This window comes from Pseudomonas azotoformans (genome assembly GCF_001579805.1).
Classification (GTDB): domain Bacteria; phylum Pseudomonadota; class Gammaproteobacteria; order Pseudomonadales; family Pseudomonadaceae; genus Aquipseudomonas; species Aquipseudomonas azotoformans_A.
In genome coordinates, this window is sequence record NZ_CP014546.1 from 4,040,743 (window position 1) to 4,059,700 (window position 18,958).

20 protein-coding genes and 1 pseudogene are annotated in these 18,958 nt (G+C 61.7%); 17 read left to right on the forward strand and 4 right to left on the reverse strand.

The annotated features are described in order from the left end of the window. The first annotated feature begins 586 nt into the window (after positions 1 to 586). The 10 genes from AYR47_RS18865 to AYR47_RS18910 are packed head-to-tail and all read left to right on the forward strand — an operon-like array spanning position 587 to position 10,620. Positions 587 to 1,180 (forward strand): transposase, encoded by a 594-nt coding sequence (locus AYR47_RS18865; protein WP_028619777.1) that lies wholly within the window; start codon positions 587 to 589, stop codon positions 1,178 to 1,180. Between the two features lie 59 nt (positions 1,181 to 1,239). Next, positions 1,240 to 2,823: a ShlB/FhaC/HecB family hemolysin secretion/activation protein gene (locus tag AYR47_RS18870; protein WP_038850813.1), complete on the forward strand. Its 1,584-nt coding sequence runs from the start codon at positions 1,240 to 1,242 to the stop codon at positions 2,821 to 2,823. 24 nt (positions 2,824 to 2,847) lie between these two features. Further along, positions 2,848 to 4,647, forward strand: a complete 1,800-nt coding sequence (locus tag AYR47_RS18875) for a DUF2341 domain-containing protein (RefSeq protein ID WP_061436299.1) — start codon at positions 2,848 to 2,850, stop codon at positions 4,645 to 4,647. A gap of 11 nt (positions 4,648 to 4,658) precedes the next feature. Then, the gene (locus AYR47_RS18880; protein ID WP_016980095.1) at positions 4,659 to 5,084 is read left to right on the forward strand and encodes an ExbD/TolR family protein; all 426 of its coding nucleotides are present in this window, start codon (positions 4,659 to 4,661) and stop codon (positions 5,082 to 5,084) included. Positions 5,085 to 5,087: 3 nt separating this feature from the next. Then, complete coding sequence (locus AYR47_RS18885) at positions 5,088 to 5,792, forward strand: energy transducer TonB family protein (protein ID WP_033901608.1); 705 nt, start codon at positions 5,088 to 5,090, stop codon at positions 5,790 to 5,792. Between the two features lie 42 nt (positions 5,793 to 5,834). Then, entirely contained in the window at positions 5,835 to 7,535 is a 1,701-nt protein-coding gene (locus AYR47_RS18890) for a putative porin (RefSeq protein WP_033901607.1), read from the forward strand. Between the two features lie 18 nt (positions 7,536 to 7,553). Further along, positions 7,554 to 8,180, forward strand: coding sequence for a hypothetical protein (locus AYR47_RS18895; RefSeq protein ID WP_033901606.1), 627 nt, complete (start codon positions 7,554 to 7,556; stop codon positions 8,178 to 8,180). 20 nt (positions 8,181 to 8,200) lie between these two features. After that, a complete protein-coding gene (locus AYR47_RS18900; protein ID WP_080642458.1) occupies positions 8,201 to 8,653 on the forward strand; it encodes a YbjN domain-containing protein in 453 nt (150 codons plus the stop codon). Further along, entirely contained in the window at positions 8,650 to 9,591 is a 942-nt protein-coding gene (locus AYR47_RS18905; protein WP_061436300.1) for a peptidylprolyl isomerase, read from the forward strand. The genes AYR47_RS18900 and AYR47_RS18905 overlap by 4 nt, the downstream gene beginning before the upstream one ends. 51 nt (positions 9,592 to 9,642) lie before the next feature. Then, positions 9,643 to 10,620: a LysR family transcriptional regulator gene (locus AYR47_RS18910; protein WP_061436301.1), complete on the forward strand. Its 978-nt coding sequence runs from the start codon at positions 9,643 to 9,645 to the stop codon at positions 10,618 to 10,620. Here the strand turns inward: AYR47_RS18910 and AYR47_RS18915 are convergent. Beyond that, the gene (locus AYR47_RS18915) at positions 10,617 to 11,483 is read right to left on the reverse strand and encodes a LysR family transcriptional regulator (protein WP_061436303.1); all 867 of its coding nucleotides are present in this window, start codon (positions 11,481 to 11,483) and stop codon (positions 10,617 to 10,619) included. The genes AYR47_RS18910 and AYR47_RS18915 overlap by 4 nt on opposite strands. 93 nt (positions 11,484 to 11,576) lie before the next feature. On the opposite strand from AYR47_RS18915, the gene AYR47_RS18920 reads away from it, so the two are divergent. The 4 genes from AYR47_RS18920 to AYR47_RS18935 are packed head-to-tail and all read left to right on the forward strand — an operon-like array spanning position 11,577 to position 14,259. Further along, a complete protein-coding gene (locus tag AYR47_RS18920) occupies positions 11,577 to 12,119 on the forward strand; it encodes a DUF4865 family protein (protein ID WP_061436305.1) in 543 nt (180 codons plus the stop codon). Positions 12,120 to 12,172: 53 nt separating this feature from the next. Further along, entirely contained in the window at positions 12,173 to 12,727 is a 555-nt protein-coding gene (locus AYR47_RS18925) for a histidine phosphatase family protein (protein WP_061436306.1), read from the forward strand. 45 nt (positions 12,728 to 12,772) lie between these two features. Then, entirely contained in the window at positions 12,773 to 13,528 is a 756-nt protein-coding gene (gene cobF, locus AYR47_RS18930) for a precorrin-6A synthase (deacetylating) (RefSeq protein ID WP_033901602.1), read from the forward strand. 11 nt (positions 13,529 to 13,539) lie between these two features. Next, positions 13,540 to 14,259 (forward strand): alpha/beta hydrolase, encoded by a 720-nt coding sequence (locus tag AYR47_RS18935; RefSeq protein WP_033901601.1) that lies wholly within the window; start codon positions 13,540 to 13,542, stop codon positions 14,257 to 14,259. 11 nt (positions 14,260 to 14,270) lie between these two features. On the opposite strand, the gene AYR47_RS18940 is transcribed toward AYR47_RS18935, so the two are convergent. Together AYR47_RS18940 and AYR47_RS18945 are read right to left on the reverse strand one after the other, a co-directional pair. After that, positions 14,271 to 14,825: a hypothetical protein gene (locus AYR47_RS18940; RefSeq protein ID WP_033901600.1), complete on the reverse strand. Its 555-nt coding sequence runs from the start codon at positions 14,823 to 14,825 to the stop codon at positions 14,271 to 14,273. A 72-nt stretch (positions 14,826 to 14,897) separates the two neighbouring features. After that, positions 14,898 to 16,707: pseudogene (locus tag AYR47_RS18945) on the reverse strand (monovalent cation:proton antiporter-2 (CPA2) family protein). 243 nt (positions 16,708 to 16,950) lie between these two features. Between AYR47_RS18945 and AYR47_RS32190 the strand changes: the two are divergent. From AYR47_RS32190 to AYR47_RS18960, 3 genes are read left to right on the forward strand one after another with little or no spacing between them, the layout of a single operon-like run. Continuing rightward, entirely contained in the window at positions 16,951 to 17,316 is a 366-nt protein-coding gene (locus tag AYR47_RS32190; RefSeq protein WP_082781571.1) for a type II toxin-antitoxin system RelE/ParE family toxin, read from the forward strand. Next, positions 17,309 to 17,614 carry an XRE family transcriptional regulator gene (locus tag AYR47_RS18955; RefSeq protein ID WP_033901597.1) on the forward strand — a complete coding sequence of 102 codons (306 nt, stop codon included), beginning with the start codon at positions 17,309 to 17,311 and terminating at the stop codon, positions 17,612 to 17,614. The genes AYR47_RS32190 and AYR47_RS18955 overlap by 8 nt, the downstream gene beginning before the upstream one ends. A 32-nt stretch (positions 17,615 to 17,646) precedes the next feature. Then, on the forward strand, positions 17,647 to 18,543 hold the full coding sequence (locus AYR47_RS18960; RefSeq protein ID WP_237142482.1) for a LysR family transcriptional regulator: 897 nt from the start codon (positions 17,647 to 17,649) through the stop codon (positions 18,541 to 18,543). On the opposite strand, the gene AYR47_RS18965 is transcribed toward AYR47_RS18960, so the two are convergent. Then, complete coding sequence (locus AYR47_RS18965; RefSeq protein ID WP_061436309.1) at positions 18,533 to 18,934, reverse strand: RidA family protein; 402 nt, start codon at positions 18,932 to 18,934, stop codon at positions 18,533 to 18,535. The two genes, AYR47_RS18960 and AYR47_RS18965, sit on opposite strands and share 11 nt — an antisense overlap. Positions 18,935 to 18,958 lie beyond the last annotated feature (24 nt).

Here is an 18,958-nt window from a genome sequence, read left to right on the forward strand (position 1 = left end):
GGTACGTCTGATGTACTGAGTCGCTCGCATCGCAGCGGTGCGGCGATCCGACAAGCCAGCTCCCACAGTAAAGCAATCAGCGGTGCACAAAAAACTGCCTTTGCTCCACACCACTCAAGCCGGCTGTCAGGCCGCTGTGCTTTTGATTTTGATTTTGATCTTAGGCGCCCCGTCAAACACGCTGGCCGGAATTCGGCAGGGATTTGGGGGGTAAACCGGCAGGGATGCCGGTTTAGCCGCCCCGCGCCATGGATGGCGCGTGGCGGCGGCCCCCCAAATCACTGTCGGATTACGGGCACACCGAGCCTAGGCGAGGTGCCGAGTGTTGGGGCAAGAGCCCTTTGGTTACTTTGGGGCTTTTCCAAAGTGACCCGCCGTAAGGGCGGAACCAATATCAGCCATTACCCAAATAACGGATATGTACACCATAAAAAATGCCCCCCACCCAATCCAAAATGAAGCTTTCATGACAAAAGTTCGGTAGCCCCCGACCACTCCCGTCTCCTCTGTGTAACGCGCTTGAGCCCACCAGAACGTTGGGCTTTTCAGCCGCAAGCAGGATGCCAGGAGTGGGGCGATGGGAACTATGGAACGTTACTCGAAAGTCGGCATGCAGGAGCTCGACCAGCGCCTGTCAAAGATCGTCGAAGCCGCGCGCAAAAAGCCGGTGTCGGTCTATCGCTACGGCGCACCCTGGGTCTGGATCGTCTCCCAGGAAGACTGGCAAGGCGCTCGCAAGGAAGTCTCCAGCTACATCCCGGCAGGCCATTCCCTGGTGCTGCTGCGCCCACAGATCGACGAAGTGCTCGACCAGCACCGTGACTGGCTCACCGCCGAACCCGCGATGTCGATCGCCCCGCACACCGTGCTGCAGATCCTGCTGCTGCAACTGCTGTACTCGGTGCCCAGCGAACAACAGCTGCATGAACAGCTGAACTACAACCTGCTGTTCCGCTGGTTCGTCGGCCTGGACCTCAACCAAAAGGTCTGGAGCATTCACGTACTGACCCGCGACATTGCCACGCTGCTCAACAACCCGCGTGCGGTGCAACTCATCCAGAAAATCATCGGTGACGTGTTTTGTGGCGCCTTGCTGCACATGCCGGAGTTCTCGTTGAACTTCGCCCTGTTGCACACCTGGCTGGCACGCCACGGCAGCACTTCGATCACCAGCAATTGAGCAGGCCGCACGCCGGGCTTCCGGCGACGGCGCAAAAAATCAGACAGTCAGGGGGCGGTGTGGAGCATCTGTTCAAATTAACGTTGGCGCTGTGTTGCGTGACGCTGGGGAGCCTGGCGCAACCGGTGTTGGCCGAGGAGGAAGAGGGCGCGCGTAAGGTCGACGTCAACGAGTACTTCGTGCGCGGCAATACGGTGCTGGATGCGGCGACGATCGAGGAGGCGGTGTATCCGTTCCTGGGGCCGCAAAAGACCTTGGGCGATATCGAAGGCGCGCGCGATGCGTTGCAGAAGATCTACCAGTCGCGTGGCTATCAGTCGGTGTTTGTCGAGTTGCCGGAGCAGAAGGTCGATGACGGTATCGTCTACCTGCAGGTCAGCGAGACCAAGGTCGGCCGTGTGCGCGTGGTCGGTGCCAAGCACTATTCGCCGGTGGAAATCCGCGAGCAGGTGCCGGCCCTGGAGGAGGGCGCGGTGCCGGACTTTGCCACGGTGCAAACCCAGTTAGCGGGCCTCAACCGCGGCGCTGGGCGCCAGGTCACGCCGCTGGTACGCGAGGGCCAACGCCCCGGCACCATGGATGTGGATTTGCAGGTGGAAGACCAGAACCCCTGGCACGCCAGTATCGGCCTGAACAACGACTACAGCGCCGACACCGAAAAGCTGCGCTCGGTAGCGACCCTGGGGTACGACAACCTCTGGCAACTGGGTCATAGCATTTCCCTGACCTACTTCACCGCGCCCCAGGACACCGAGAATGCCAAGGTCTGGTCGGGCTCCTACAGCGCGCCACTGGATGAACGCTGGACCTTGCAGTTCTCCGGTTACCAGTCCGACAGCAACATCGCCACCATCGGCGGCAGCAACGTGTTGGGCAAGGGTCATTCCTACGGTGTATCGGCCATTTACAACCTGCCGGCGGCGGGCAACTGGGCCAACTCGTTCTCGTTTGGCGTGGACTTCAAGGACTTCGACGAACAGATGAAGTTCGGCTCCAGCAGCGATCAGGTGCCCCTCAAATACGCGCCATTCACATTCGGCTACAACGGTTTTCGCTACACCGAACAAGCGCAGTTGGGCCTGGGCTTGAACCTGGTGGTGGGTACTCGCGCGTTTTTCGGCTACGGCAGCGATGCCGAAGAGTTCGAGTACAAACGCTACAAGGCCAGCGCCAGTTTTGCCGTGCTCAAGGGCGACCTGAATTACACCTACACCTTCGCCAACGACTGGCAGTCGGCAACCAAGGGCGGCTTCCAGCTGGCGTCGGGGCCGCTGGTGTCCAACGAGCAGTATTCCGCCGGCGGCGCCACATCGGTGCGCGGTTACCTGGCGGCGGAGCGCACCGGGGATGAGGGGTACTTGCTCTCCCAGGAACTGCGCACGCCGTCGCTGGCCAAGTTCCTTGGCAGTTATGTGCAGGAGTGGCGCTTCTACGCGTTCGCCGAAGGCGCGCGCATGCGCCTGCACGACCCGCTGCCCGAGCAAGAAGACGAATACAGCCTGGCCAGTGTCGGCCTGGGCACCCGCGCCAGTTTGAGCAAATGGTTGTCCGGCAGCCTGGATTGGGGCTACCCGCTGCTCAATGGACCGAACACCCAGAAACAGGACTCGCGACTGCACTTCAGTGTGCAGGCGACTTTCTGACTTTTTCTTCCGGAGACTTCACCCATGCAACGCCTATTCCTGAGCCTGTTGATCTGCCTGGGCTTCACGCTCCCGGCCACCGCCCATGCCTGGTGGCAGGACGACTGGCACTACCGCAAACAGATTTCGGTGGACACCACCGCCCAAGGCGCCGCGATCAACCAGGCCCTGGGCCGTACCGCGCTGCTGGTGCGCCTGCACACCGGCAACTTCACCTTTGATGGGGTCAAGGATGACGGCGCCGACCTGCGTTTTGTGAGTGCCGATGACAAAACCGTGTTCAATCACCAGATCGAGAGCTTCGACCCGTTGATGGGCATGGCACTGATCTGGGTCGATGTGCCCAAGGTCGAAGGCGGTCAGCGCCAGGACCTGTGGATGTACTACGGCAACCAGAAGGCCCCGGCCACCGCCAACGGCCAACTGACCTTCGACCCGAACTACACCGCGCTTTACCATTTTGACGGCGCCAATGGCACACCAGCCCGCGACACCACGGCCTACGCCAACACCGCGTTGAACGCCACCGGTGCGAGCATCGACGGTGTGATCGGCCGTGCCTTGCAGCTCAGTGGTCAACCCCTGATGTTGCCGGCCAGCCCTTCGCTGCAACACGCTGCGGGTGGCGCCTTCACCTTCAGCGCCTGGTTGCGCCTGGACCAGGCCAGTGGCGAACAAGTCGTGCTTGCCCGCCGCGATGGCCCTCATAGCCTGTTGCTCGGTTTGAACCAAGGCATGCCGTTCTTGGAAATCGACGGCCAGCGCGCCGTGTCGAGCCAACCGCTGAACCCCGGCCAATGGCAGCACCTGGCGTTCACCGCCGAGGGTGACAAGGTCTCGCTGTATGTGAATGGCCGTGAAACCGCCATCCTGGCCGTTGCCTTGCCGGCGTTCAATTCTCAGTTGGCCATCGGTGCCGATCTGCCGGAACCGGGCAGCACGCACTTGCCATTCGCCGGAGCCATCGATGAGCTGCGTCTGTCCAAGGTAGCGCGTCCGGCGGCACTGTTGCTGGCCGATGCCAGCGCCCAGGGCGCCGAGTCGAAACTGGTGGCCTATGGTGTTGATGAAGAACAGTCCGGCTTCGGTTTCGGCAGCTTGGGCTTCTTGCTCAACGCGGTGCCGGTGGATGCCTGGGTGATCATCCTGGTGCTGGTGGCGATGATGTTCCAATCGTGGGTCATCATGCTGCGCAAGAACCGCCAGGTCAGCCGCGTGAGCAGCGCCAACGAGGTGTTCCGCGAGCATTTTGCGCAGATCGGCACGCGCCTGGAGATGTACGCCGACGACGCCCAGTTGGGTGAACGCTTGGCTCATTCTTCGCTGTGGCGCCTGTACCTGGTGGCGGTCAAGGAGATCCGCACCCGCCGTGCCCAGGGCGCGGACACCTCATCGGTCTCGGCCGCGACCATCGAAGCCATCCGCTGCTCCATGGACGGCGTGCGCACCCGCGAAAACCAGGCGCTCAGCTCCAAACTCTCGACCCTGTCCAACGCTATTGCCGGCGGCCCGTACATCGGCCTGCTCGGCACCGTGCTGGGGATCATGGTGGTGTTCCTCGGCACGGCCATGGCCGGTGATGTGAACATCAACGCGATTGCCCCCGGTATGGCGGCGGCGTTGCTGGCCACGGCCATGGGCCTGTTTGTCGCGATCCCGGCGCTGTTTGGTTACAACCGCCTGATCACGCGCAACAAGGAAGTCAGCGCGGACATGCGTGTGTTTGTCGACGAGTTCATCACCCGCCTGGCGGAGATGCACGGCGAGAGCCAGCACAGTGAAGCGGCGCACCGTCGTGACCATCACGCGCCGGTTCCGGCCTGAGGAGAACCGCCATGGCTTCCGTAAATACCTCCCACGACGATGACGATGATGCCGCCGTCGACAGCATCAACATCACGCCTCTGGTGGACGTGCTGATGGTGGTGCTGGTGATGTTTATTCTCACCGCCACCGCCCAGGTCTCGGGTATCCAGATTCACCTGCCCAAGGCCAGCGCCTCGGTGTCGTTGTCGGAGGCCAAGACCAAGGCCATCTCCGTGAACGACGGTGGCCAGGTGTTCCTCGACGCCTACCCGGTGACCCTCGGTGAGCTGGAAGAACGCCTGCGCATCGAGAAAGCGCTGAACCCGGACTTCCCGGTGATTGTGCGTGGCGATGCGATGGTGCAGTACCAGAAGGTGATCGAAGTGCTCGACCTGCTGCGTCGGCTGGAGCTGTCCCAGGTCGGGTTGGTTACCGGCAAACCGAGCCAGGGCTGAGTCATGACTGCACAGATCCCGATTGCGCCCTTGCCCGTGAAAAAGAAGCCGCCGTTGCGCCCATTGAAGTGGGGTGCGGGCCTGTTGCTGGGCGCCGTGGCGGCCTGGTGCTTGTGGCAATGGGCCAATGACATGAGCGGCGTGCGCCGCGAAGCGCCGAAGGTGCCGACGATCATCCCGTTGCCGCCGCCACCGCCACCACCGCCGGAAAAGCCCAAGGAGCCTGAGCCCCAGGTCGAAGAAAAAATCCCGGAACCGGTGCCAAGCCCCGAACCCGAGGAGGTCAAGCCGGCCGAGGAAGCGCCGCCTTCGCCTAACGAAGACTTGGCCAACCCGATGCAGATCGACGGCGATGCCCAGTCCGGCAATGACGGTTTCAACATCGGCGCCGGCAAGGGCGGTGGCATGGCCGGCAGTGGCGGTGGCGGGTTGGGGACGGGCACCTACAAACAGTACCTGGCCGGCACTTATCAGCGGCTGATGCGCGAAGACCCTGAGCTGCGCAAGAAGGCCTTCTCGATACAGATAGACCTGTGGTTGGGCGCCGAGGGCCAGGTCACCAAAGCTTTGGTGGCCAAGTCCAGCGGGGATGCCGAGACCGACGCGCAGATGCTCGCCTTGATCCAGGCACCGCGCGCCACACAGAAGCCGCCGGCGTCGCTGACGCTGCCCATGCGCCTGTCGCTCAAGGGCCGGCGTCCGGATTGAACACACCCTATTTCAACGGTTTTTTACAGGAGTTGCGTACACATGATTTCCCCCGTGAATCGACTGACCCTGGCGGTCGGCATGGTCATCGCGACCCTGGTCGGCCAGGCGGCTGCAGCCCCGGTCGCGCCCTCGGAAAACGTCACCATCAACCTGATCCGCCTGTTGGTGCAGCAAGGCGTGCTGACCCAGGACACCGCCAATGGGCTGATCGCCCAGGCTGAAAAAGAGGCCCAGCAGGCACGCCAGGCTAATGCCGCGCCGGTGGTGGCCGCAGGTCCGGCTGCAGCGCCGGGTGACGTGCGTGTGCAATACGTGCCGCAGGCGGTGAAGGATCAGATCCGCGACCAGGTCAAGGCTGAAGTCATGGCCACCGCCAAGCAGGAAAACTGGGCCCAGCCCAACACCTTCCCGGACTGGGTCTCGCGCATCAGCTTTGACGGTGATATCCGCCTGCGGGACGAGTCGCGTTACTTCTCGGGCAACAACAGCAACGAGATCGTCGACTACGCCAAACTCAATGAAAGCGGCCCGTACGACACCAACAAGGACACCAACACCAAGCTGCCGCCGCTGCTCAACACCACCAAGGACCGCGAAAACCTGTTCCGCCTGCGTGCGCGCCTGGGCATGAAAGCCGTGCTGTCACCCGACTGGACGGCCGGCATCCGTGTGGGCACCGGTTCCGACAACAACCCGGTGTCCACCACCCAGACCCTGGGCGGCGGCTTTGGCAAGAAAGACATCTGGCTCGACCAGGGTTACCTGAGCTGGAAGGCCACCCCGGACGTGACCCTCACCGCCGGGCGTTTCGCCAACCCGTTCTATTCCACGGACATGATGTATTCGGGCGACCTGAACTTCGACGGTATCGCCGCCAATTTCAACCACGCCCTGAACAGCCAGTGGGGCCTGTTCGGCACCTTGGGTGCATTCCCGGTGGAGTACACCTCCGACTCGGCCAGCAGCAACGGCTTCGACAAGGAAGACAGCGAGACCAAGTGGCTGTTTGGCGGGCAGATCGGCGCTAACTGGAAGATCAACCGCGAGAACAGCCTGAAGGGCGCGGTGGCCTACTACCACTTTGACGACATCGAAGGTAAACGCTCCGGCGCCTGCCAGCCGTGGTCCGGGCAGCCGGCGTGTGACAGCGACGGCTCGCGCCTGGCCTTCATGCAGAAGGGCAACAGCGTGTTCCTGCTGCGCGACATCACGCCGAATCCGGCCACTCCGGGCCTGACCCCACAACCGCAGTTTGTCGGCCTGGCATCCAAGTTCGACGTGCTCGACCTGAATCTGGCCTGGGATGCCGAGCTGCCCAGCGATTTCAAGCTGCGCACCCAAGGCAACTTCATCCACAACCTGGCCTACGACAAGGGCGAGATGCTCAAGCGCAGCGAAGGCGAGATCGTCAACAACATCAACAGCAAGGGCCAGTTTGAAAGTGGCGGCAATGCGCTGATGGTCTCGTTCACCCTCGGCAGCGCGCTGGAAATGCGCAAGCGCGGCGATTGGAACGTGTTGGCCGGCTACAAATACATCCAGCCTGACGCATTGCCTGATGGCTTCAACGATTCGTCATTCCACCTGGGCGGCACCAACGCCAAGGGTTATTTCATTGGCGCCAACTACGGCATCGAAAAGAACATCTACGCCAGTGCGCGTTGGTTGAGCGCGTCCGAAGTGTATGGCGCGCCGTTCGAAGTCGATGTGATGCAACTGGAACTCAACACGCGCTTTTGATGCGCACGGAGATGCCACATGAACACGCGAATCTGCGGGCTGTTGTTGCTGCTGGTCACCACCGGCGCGTCGGCTGAAGGCATGGAGGAACGCCTGCGCACGCAACTGCGCAGCACCACCCAGCAATTGCAGGCCCTGCAAAGCGAACAGGCCCAGGCCAGCGCTGCGCGGATTGCGGCGGAAAACCAGGCCAAGCAGGCCCAGGCGCAAATCAAGCAATTGACCGCCGAACTCGCCCAGGCCCGTGGCGTGGCCGAGCAAATGGCCGGTCAGCAACAGAGCCTGCACAGCCAGGCACAGGCCCAGGTGGCGGCCAGCAACGAGCAGATCGGCAAGTTCAAGAAGGCCTATGACGAGCTGCTGGTGCTGGCCAAGGGCAAAGAGGCCGAGCGTGCGCGCTTGCAGGCACAACTGAGCGACCGTGACACACAAGTGCAGCAATGTTCAGTCAAGAATCAACAGATGTACGGCGTGGCCCAGCAGTTGCTCGCGGCCTACGAAAAAATCGACGTGGCCGAGGTGATGAGTATTCGCCAGCCCTTCGCCAGCAGCGCGCGGGTCAAGTTCGAGGAACTGGCCCAGGGCTTTGGCGACGATTTGTACAAGAGCCGTTTCGATGCGCCCCAGGCAACCGCCAATCATTGATAGACAGGGAAGAAATCACCATGAGCGAATTGATCACCAGCGTCACCACCCAGAGCCTCACCGAGCTGTTACAGGAAGCCGGTTACCGGGTCAACCAGACTGAACAAAATGGCATCGTGCAATTGCTCAGTGCCAGCCAGGGCATCGGTTTTGCCGTGCGCTTTGGCAACCCGGCGGCGGAGCAGGGTACGTATGTGGATTTCACCTACAGCTGCGCGCTGCGCATCCAGGGCGAATTGCCTGAAGGTCTGGCCCAGGTGTGGAACGCATCGCGACGTTTTGCGCGGTTGTCGGTGCAGGGCGAGTTTTTGTTGATGGAAATGGACGTGGTGGTAGCCGGCGTTGGCGCCACGCACCTGCGCAGCCAGTTGGAGCTGTGGGACCGTCTGTTGCAGGAATTCATCGTTTACCTGCGTGAATACAGCCAGCAGGCCGCGCAGTTGCAGGCTGAAGCCGAGGCGCCGGTATTGTGAAGAAACCAACCCTGATGGTCGGCGCGGGTGCGCTGGCCTTGCTGGTGGTGGCGGTGGGCTTGAGCCTGCGGCCGGGCAGCGACCCGGTGGCGGCGCAGCAACCGACGCCGGTGATCAACCCTGTATCGGCCGGCCCGGCGGTGGCGCGCCTGGGCAATCAGCAGATCGACCTGACGGAACTGAAAACCGTGCTGGCCAGCCTGCCTGCCGAGTCCCGCGAGCAATTGCGCGGCAACCGTGGCGCGTTGGAAACCTGGATTCGTTCACGTTTGGCGCAAAAGGCCGTGCTCGAACAGGCCGACGCCCAAGGCTGGCGCCAGCGCCCGGACGTGGAACAGCAGACCCGCGCCGCCGCCGAGCAAATTGTGTTCCGCGACTACATGCTCTCGGTCAGCCAGGTGCCGGCCGATTACCCCAGCGCGGCGGAGTTGCAGCAGGCCTATGACAGTGGCAAGGCGCAATGGGTGACACCGCCGTTGTACCGGGTGAGCCAGATTTTCCTGGCGACCAATGACCCGCAAACCGTCGACAACGTGCGCCGCCAGGCCCAGGAACTGAGCCGTCGTGCCCAGGCTGCGCCGGGTGATTTCGCCGCCCTGGCCACGCAGTTTTCCCAGGACACCGACTCCGCCGCACGCGGTGGCGACTCGGGCATGCAGCCTTTGCAACAGCTGGTGCCGGAAGTCCGCAGTGTCGTGTCGCGCCTCAAGGTCGGTGCCGTGTCGGACGTGGTGCAGAGCGCGGCGGGGTTTCATGTACTCAAGCTCACCGGCCAGCAACCGGCGCGCAGCGCGACCCTCGACGAACTGCGCGAGCGCCTGACCCAGGCCCTGCGTGCCCAGCGCCAAGAGCAGATCGCCAAGGCCTACCTCGAAGGCATGCTTAACACCGCAACCCTGAGTATCGACGGCGCCGAGTTGAACAAGGTGCTGGAGTAACCCGCGTCAACCCGCATTGGATGCACAGACCAACAAGACAGGGAGTCTCCCATGGCATTTCTAGAACCGTCCGCCCCCCAGGGGCCGTCCTCTTATCGCGCCCCGACCGAGGGGCGCAGTAGCTGGCTGGCCCTGGCCCAGGAGATCGACCCGGAGGTGGCGCGCTACTTTCTGGTGAGTGCGCGCTGCGGCTGCTTCATGCAGGCGGCGCGCAGCCTGAATATCAAGGCAACGCTGTTACGCAAGCGCCTGGCGCAGCTTGAAGAGCATCTGCGGCATTCGCTGTTCAGTTACCAGGGCAGTGGTTTGGTGCTCAGTCGCGATGGCCAGCAGTTGCAGGCCCAATTGATTGCCCTGGCCCATGAACGGCGCTTGCCGGTCACGGAGCAGCCGTTGATTCGGCTGGCAGTGGCCGAGCCGATCCTGCACGACATCCTTGGGCGTGACCTGATCGCCTTGCTGCGGCGCAATGCCAGTGTGCGCCTGGAGATCATTTCCATCGACAGCCAGTTGTCGCTGCAAGCGGTGGATGTGGATGTGGTGCTGTGGCTGTCGGACACCGACGGCCCGGTGCCTGGCCCGAGCTTTGCTACCGAGCCGCCACAGGCCCTGGCGCGCTTGCAGTACTTGCCGCATATCGCCAAGCGTTATTCGCGGTTGACCACACGGCCGGACAGCGTGGAAGACCTTGACGACTACATGCTGGTGCAGTGGCAACCTGATGCGCAGGTGGGCGCGTTGCAGGCATGGAATCAGGTGGTGCAGCAGCGCCTGGCGGCGGTGGTGCAGGTGCACGCGTATTCGTTGATGCTGGAGATGATCCGCTGTGGCGCGTGCATCGGCTTGCTGCCCCATTACATGAGCAGTTTTGACCGGGGCCTGGTGGCGTTGCCGGGGCTGTTGGGCGAGAGCATGCAGCGGCAGGTGTGGCTGGCGGTGAATGCGCAAGTGGGGGATGTGGAGGCGGTGCGGATGATTGTGGAACTGATCATTGGCACGTTTGAGGGACGGCGGGAGTGGTTTGATTAGCGTTGCAGCACGCCGCGAAAGGTCGCGCTCAAGGCACGCAGTGTTTCCCGTGAGCGCACATCAGTGATGCGGCTGTGAAGTACCACCTCACTCACGGGCAAGGCGGGTAACCCGTATTGCTCACTCACGTCCACCGCACCTGCCGGTGCGACCCGATGGGCGAGGGCGGCGACGCCCAATCCGGCGCTGACGGCGGCACCCACCGCCATGACGCCGCCGCCAACGAACACTTCGGTCCAGTCGATGCGTGCCTCATCCAGTGCGCGTGTAGCCAGCTGGCGTACGCCGCAGGGCGCGGCCATGGTCGCCATGCGCAGGGGAGTGCCGGGGCTGTGTTGCCAGGTGGGGGCGGCGAACCAGCCAAAACGTTCCACCGCCAGCACGTCGCCGTCCTGGCGGTCGCCCTCGTTGCGCACGATCACCGCGTCCAGTTCGTTGCGGTCAAAGGCGGCCACTAGGTCGCGGGAGGAGGCGATGCGCACTTCAAGGATCACCAACGGATCGTAAGCGGCCAAGCGGCTGAGCCAGGTCGGCAAGTCGGGGCCGGCCACGTGGTCGCTGATGCCGATCACCAGGCGTCGCAGTGCGTGGCTGCGCATATCGCCCAAGGCGCGTTCATGGGCATTAAGCAGGGCGCGGGCGGCGACGATGAATTGTTCGCCTTGGGGCGACAACCGCACATGGCGCGGTGTGCGATCGAGCAGGCGATAGCCGAGGCGCTCTTCCAAGCGCTTGAGCTTGAGGCTGATCGCCGCCTGGGACGTGTCGAGGGCTTCGGCGGCGCGGGTGAAACTGGCGAAATCGGCCACCAGCACGAAGGCCTGGACGGTGTCGATATCCAGCGGTTTGGGGGTGTCAGTCATATTGGATCCTTATCGTACTTATATCGGCTGATATCTTGTTGAAATCATCACCGCTGCGCAAGCTGAACGCTCAACTTACATAGGGGTTCGTCCATGTTTGCCAAACAGTATTCACACCGCTTGCCTGCCGACTACGACATGGGCGTGATCCGCCGACGCGCCGCGCAATTGGGACCGTTGTGGGATAACGCCGAGGGGTTGCTGTTCAAGGCGTTTATCGCCCAGGAACGTGGGGGCAATGTGTATTCCTCGGTTTACCTCTGGGCCGACCCGCTGCAGGCGGCTGATTTCCTGATGGGGGAGCGCTTTCAGAAGGTGCTCGACAGCTTTGGCCGCCCACATATCGAGAGCTGGTTGCCGTTGGACCTGCAACGTGGTCCGGCACAGGGCGCGTTGAGTTTGTATCGTGAGGAGTGGGCGTTGGCGCCAGGTGCGAATCGCGCCGCGATCTTGGCCGAGGAGAAACAGCGTAATCAGCAGGTGGCTGAGCGCGGTGACACGTTCGCAGTGTTCCTCGCGTTGGATGTGCAAGCGTGGCGGTTACTGAGGTTTACGCTATCCGCCAAGGCGCTGGACGCCGAATATCCTGGCGCGGGTTACCAAGTACTCTATCTGGCACAGGGCGTTGCGCCCTAGCGCGAACTGCGCCAGTCTTGGTGGCCTCATCCTTGTCGTTGAAGCACTCTGTGATGCCCGCCACTCGTTTGACACTCATCTGCCATGCCGTGACTCCCCTGCAAAAAAAGGGGAGCTTTCCCGATGACGAGTCCGTAGCGATGGATTGGCAAAATGCGGGTTTGTCCCTTGCCGGCCGCTACAAGAAAAACCTGCGCTTATTGTGCGGTCCCGAGGCGCGTACCCGACAGACAGCAGGTATGTTCGGCAGGCATCCCCAGGTCGAAAAAGCCTTGCGCGATGGTGACTTTGGTCGGTGGAAGGGTAAGGACATCGACGAGATAGATCGCGACGAGTTGATGGATTGGCTTGGCAACAGCGCCAGTGCCTCGCATGGCGGCGAATCCGTGGACCAAGTCTGCGCACGAGTAGGCCGTTGGATGAAGTCCCTCGAAACCCAACCCGGCCATGTCGTGGCCATCACCCATCCCTTCGTGATCCGTGCGGCAATGCTGTACGTCATGGAATTTCCGATCTCGATGTTCTACCTGATCGACGTCGAACCGTTGTCCGCCACTGAGCTGCGCTTCAACGACGTCTGGCGATTGCGCCTGGAAACTCACGCCTAGGCACGTGAACATGGCAAAATCCACGCCCCGCAATGAGAGCAACCCATGAAACGCATCCTGATCATCGGCATTGGCGCCGGCAACCCTGACTACATCACGATGCAGGCCGTGAAGGCGCTCAACCGCACCGACGTGTTTTTCCTGATGGACAAGGGCCAGAGCAAAGACAAGTTGATCGACCTGCGTCGCGAGATCTGCGAGACCTACATCACCGAGCCCGGCTACCGTTTCGTCGAGGCCGATTGCCCCGAGCGTGTGCGCGGCGAGATCGACTACACCACCGCCGTGCAGGACCTCAACCGCGACAAGCAGCAGACCTTCGAACGCATGATCAACGAAGAAATGGCTGACGGTGAAGTGGGAGCTTTCCTCGCCTGGGGTGATCCAGCGCTGTACGACAGCACCATTCGCATCTTGCAGGCGATTCTTGCCAGCGGTCGCAGTGAGTTCGAGTTCGAAGTGATCCCTGGCATCACCAGCGTGCAGGCCCTGGCGGCCCAGCACAAAGTGCCGCTTAACCGTATCGGCAAGTCCATCGAGATCACTACCGGGCGCCGTTTGGCGGCGGGGCAGGCGAGTGATGCCGACACGTTGGTGGTGATGCTCGACGCCGAAGACTCCTACCGCAGCGTGGCGGATCAAGACCTGGACATCTACTGGGGCGCCTACTTGGGCACACCGGACGAGATCCTGATCAGCGGTAAAGTCAGTGAAGTCGCGGCAGAAATCGAACGGGTGCGCAAGGCCGCGCGCCTGGAAAATGGCTGGATCATGGACACTTATCTGTTACGCAAACCTTGAGGTAACGTCCCATGCTCAAACTGTTTGCCCTGGCACTTACCCTCGTGGCCGGCACCGCCCATGCCGACGACACGCTGCACACCGATTTGCCGCTGTCGTATCTGGAACAAACCCAGGGCGACGCGCGCAACCAGCCGCTGGTGATTTTCCTGCACGGGTTTGGCAGCAACGAGGAGGACCTGTTTGGCATCAAGGACGCGCTGCCCTCTACCTGGACGTACCTGTCGGCCCGTGCGCCTATGCCGGTGGACCCGCACGGCTATCGCTGGTTTACCAAGACGCCCGGTGACGGCGATTACGACGGCGAAACCGCCGACCTGCAACGCAGTGCGAAGCTGATCGAAGAGTTTGTCGGCAAAGCCACCGCCAAATATCACACCCAGCCGGATCGAGTGTTCCTGGTGGGTTTTAGCCAGGGCGCGATCATGTCCTACGAGGTGGGCCTGCGCCGGCCGGAGCTGCTGCGTGGCATTGCGGCATTGAGCGGCAGCGTGTTACCGGTGCTCAAGGCTGAGCTGAAGCAGGATGCGTCATTGGGCAAGCTGGCGATCTTTATCGGCCATGGCACCTTGGACCAGGCGCTGCCGTATGCGTCGGGGACGCGGGCCAATGAGGTGCTGACGGGGTTGGGGTTGCAGCCGGAGTTCCATGGGTACCCCGGCATGCCGCATACCATCAGCGAGGCGGAAGTGCAGGACCTGAAAGCCTGGTTGGAAAAGAGCCTGAACTGACCGCCGTAGGGTTATTTGCCGCCGGTAATCTGCTTCACCAACGCCGCATGCCCCTTGGCATCATCCGCCCGCGAAATCGCCTGGATCACCAGCAGGTGATTACCCGAACCACCGAGGAACGTGGAGTTCAGCGTTTTGCCGCCGCCTTGGGTGGCGGTGCTGTCCACCTGGCGCAGGCCCAGGCCCTTGAACGTCAGTTTTTTCTCGCTCTGTTTCTTGAAGTCAGGCAGCGCTGCGCTCTGGTCCTTGACGAACCCGGCTACGGCGCCATCAAGGAATTGCGCGTCGTTATCGCCGATGGTTACCCCGTCGTTACGCACGGTTTCGGCGACGATCACCACACTTTTCGTGGTCTGGTTGGCATACATCGTACCCTGGGTGTCAGCGGTGCCATCCTCGGCCTTGCCAGCCGGCAGGGTGTCGGCGGCGTAGGCCTTGGGCAGGTTGAAGGTGAACTTGCCACCCAAGGTGGAGATGGTTTGCGTGGTCGGCTTGGACGCGGCGAATGCGCTGCCGGCAGTCAATGCGAGGGCCAGCAGGACGGCAGTCTTGGTGAAAGTGGCCATGAAGCGCTCCAGGGGTGAACGAAATTGCGCCGTATTCTGTCAGAAAAATCGCAAAATCGTTCACCCGTAGCCTCACACCTTGTCGGACTCTTCCTCAAGTCGGTCCATCTCAAACAGCCGCGCCAGTTCTGCCCGGGCTTCCTGGGCGGTTTGCATCACTTTGGCGGCATCGTCGTAAACCGCATGTTGCGCGGCGAGCACTTGCAGGTCGTGGTTCTTGAAGCGGGTGATGCGCGCATCGGCCTGGGCCTGGCTCAACCCCAGGCCGACCAGGGTGCGACGGCTCATCTCCAGGCTGGAGTAGAACGTCTCACGAATCGGTGACGCGTCCAGGTCCACCAGGCGGTGCACGTGCTGACGGTTACGGGCGCGGGCGATGATTTTCATGTGCGGGTAGAGGTTGCGCACCAGCTCAGCGGTCTTGATGTTGATTTCCGGGTCGTCCATGGCGATTACGAAGAACTCCGCCTGGTCGACTTTGGCCGCATGCAGGATCTCGGGGCGTTGCGGGTCGCCATAGAACACCGGCATGCCGCCGAAGCTGCGGGTCAGTTCGATGGTTTCCACCGAGGTGTCCAGGGCAATGAACGAGATGTTCTGCGCACGCAGGATCCGCGCGACGATCTGGCCCATACGGCCCATGCCGGCGATGACCACGCGGGGCGCGTCGCTTTCGATGGTGCGGTATTCCTCGGGGATTTCCACCGGCTTGACCTTGGGCTTGAACAGCTTCGGGCACACCAGCAACAGCAGCGGCGTTACGGCCATGGAGAGGGTGATGGTCAGGACCAGGATGTCGTACAGGTGCGGTTCGAACAGGCCTTGATCGCGGCCGATCTTGAACACCACGAAGGCGAACTCACCACCTGCCGCCAGCACCACGCCCAGGCGCAGGGCGCTTTCGCGATTGAGGTCGCCCACCAGCCGGCCTACGGCGTAGAGCAAGGGCAGCTTCAAGCCGATCAGCAGCAGCGTCAGGCCGATCACCACCAGCGGCGAGCTGAGCAACAGGCTGAGGTTGGCGCCCATGCCCACGCTGATGAAAAACAGGCCCAGCAGCAGGCCCTTGAACGGTTCGATTTGAGATTCCAGTTCGTGGCGGTATTCCGAGTCCGCCAGCAACAGGCCGGCGAGGAAGGCGCCGAGGGCCATGGACACGCCCACCAGCTCCATCAACCAGGCCGTGCCAATCACCACCAACAGTGCGGTGGCGGTGGACACTTCGCGCAGGCCGGTCTTGGCGACGATGCGAAACACCGGCCGCAACAGGTAGCGTCCGCCGATGATCACCACCGCGATGCTGCCGAGAATCTGCAACACATGTTGCAGGCCCTGGGCTTCGGTGGTCGGGTGATCGCTGCCGGCCAGCAACGGCACCATGGCGATCAGCGGAATCGCGGCGATGTCCTGAAACAGCAATATCGCAAAGGCCAGGCGGCCGTGGGGCTGGTTCAGTTCCTTACGCTCGGCCAGGCTTTGCAGGCCAAACGCGGTGGACGATAGGGCCAGGCCCAGGCCCGAGCACGATCGCACTGTTCCACGACTGGCCAAACAGCCACAACGCCACCACGCCCATCACCAGGCCCGTCAGCAGCACCTGCGCCAGGCCGACGCCAAACACCGCCTTGCGCATCACCCATAAACGCTTGGGCGACAATTCCAGGCCGATGATGAACAGCAACAACACCACGCCCAGCTCGGAAAACTGCGCGACGCTTTGCGGGTTGCCGACCAAACCCAGCACCGACGGGCCGATGATCACACCGGCGAACAGATAGCCCAGCACCGCGCCCAGTTGCAGGCGCTTGGCCAGGGGCACGGTCAGCACGGCGGCGAGCAGGAACACCACCGCTGCTTGTAACAGGTTGCCTTCATGGGGCATTGCGAACTCCAGGATCTTTAAAACTAATCAACAGGGGGGTATTAGAGCGCTTTTTACATTTCGAAAATTGTGTTTTTGCTGAGCATGGGTGCGATAACGCGGCGATTTTATAAGGTGCTGAGTGCTCTGGTCTTCTATCCGAAGGATGTACAAACAATTTCCCAGCGCCCACGGGTGGAAGCCCTAGCACTTTATCTCCTAGTTTTAGGCTCTTGAGTTTATATTCCTTGGATGGCATATTTCATGAGCTGGGACGTTGAATACACGGATGAATTCGGAGACTGGTGGGATGACTTGGGAACAAAGGAACAAATTTCCGTTTCCGCCAGCGTTGATTTACTGGGGCTTTTAGGGCCCGGATTGGGCTTTCCCCACAGCAGCGATATCAAGGGATCCCGGCATGGCAACCTGCGGGAACTGCGCATACAGCATGCAGGGCGGCCATTTCGAGTGTTGTATGCCTTTGATCCACGACGATGCGCGGTGTTGCTGATCGGTGGTGACAAGACAGGACGGCATCGATGGTATGAGGAACACGTCCCGTTGGCTGAAAAGCTGTATGACGTGCATTTGGACACTTTGCGTAAAGAGGGCCGTAAACATGGCTAAGAAATTCGCTGAACTGCAAGCGCGCATGACACCGGAGTCCCGTGCCGAAGCCAAGCTGTTGTTCCAGCAGCACCTGCAGGAAATGCCACTGCATGAGTTGCGCAAAGCTCAGCAGCTAAGCCAGGCGAGTCTGGCGAAAGCACTGAACATCAACCAGGCGGCCGTCTCCAAGATGGAGCGGCGAACCGACATGTACATCAGCACGTTGCGCGACTATATCCGCGCGATGGGCGGCGAGTTGGAGATTATTGCGACGTTTCCCGATGGCCAGGTCAAGATCGAGAACTTTGCTTACTGAAAGCGCTTGTAGCTATCCAGAAGGTCATCCTTGTGAACCAACTTCTCGCCATGCGCGCCTTTGTTCGCGTCGTCGAAACCAGCTCATTCAGTCGTGCATCCGACCAGTTGGCACTGCCGCGCTCCACCGTGAGCAAGCTGATCACCGACCTTGAGAAACACCTGGGCATCAAGCTGATGCACCGCACCACGCGGGCTATGGCGCCCACGTCCGAGGGATTGGAGTATTACCAACATGCCCGGCGCCTGGTCGCAGAGTTGGACGAAGTGGACAGCGCCATTCGCGGGCAAGTCCTCAAGCCCCGCGGGCATCTGCGGGTCGATGCACCGGCGTCGTTTGCCAATTGCCTGCTGATTCCGGCGCTGGTGGATTTTCATCGCGAGTGTCCCGATATCACCATCGCCTTGGGTATCAGTGATCGCGCGGTGAACATTGTGGGGGAGGGTGTGGATTGCGTGATCCGTGCCGGCAAGCTGGATGACATGGCGATGATCGGGCGCAAGGTGACCGACCTGGAATATTTGACCTGCGCGGCCCCTGATTATCTGGAGCGCCGAGGTGTGCCGGTTTCCCCGGAGGATCTGGCGCTCAACCACCTCAAGGCCGGCTATTTTTTTGCCGGATCTGGTAAAGCGGAGCCACTGATTTTCGAACAGGGCGACAGGCGTATTGAAGTGGGCGATTGCGCCTATTCCACCAATGAAGGCAACGGCCTCAAGGAAATGCTGCTCGCCGGCCTGGGCGTCGGGCAGCATTTCAAAGCCATCGTTCAGTACTACGTGGACAACGGTCAATTGGTCAGTGTGTTGCCGCAGTGGTCGCGTCCGGCTACGCCGCTGCACATCCTCTATCCACCCAATCGCCACCAGAGCGTGCGGCTCAAGGTATTTGTCGAGTGGGTGATTCGCAGGTTCGGGGTCAGGGAATGATCGCAATCACGCGGATTTCCACGCGCATGGTCGGCAGGCCCAGGGCCTCTACGCCGACTTGCGTCCAGATCGGCGCATGGTGGGGCATGTACTGGCGGTAGTGCTTGACCATCGCCTCGTTGACCTCGGGCGGGAAACCACCGACGTGGTAGGAGTTGACGTGAATCACGTGCTCCCAACTGGCGCCGGCAGTCGCGAGGGTGCGTTCCAGGTTGTGGAACGCCTGAGCGATCTCGTCGGCCAGGTCGGCGGGGATCTGGAACTCATCGTCCCAGCCCCCTTGGCCTGAGGTTTCCACGCGATTACCGACTTTTACCGCTTGCGAGTAATGCAGGTGCTCGCGCATGTAATCGCCGTAGCCGGGAGTGACAAAAAATTCAGGCGTGCTCATGGTATTTCCTTCGGTTCAGTACAG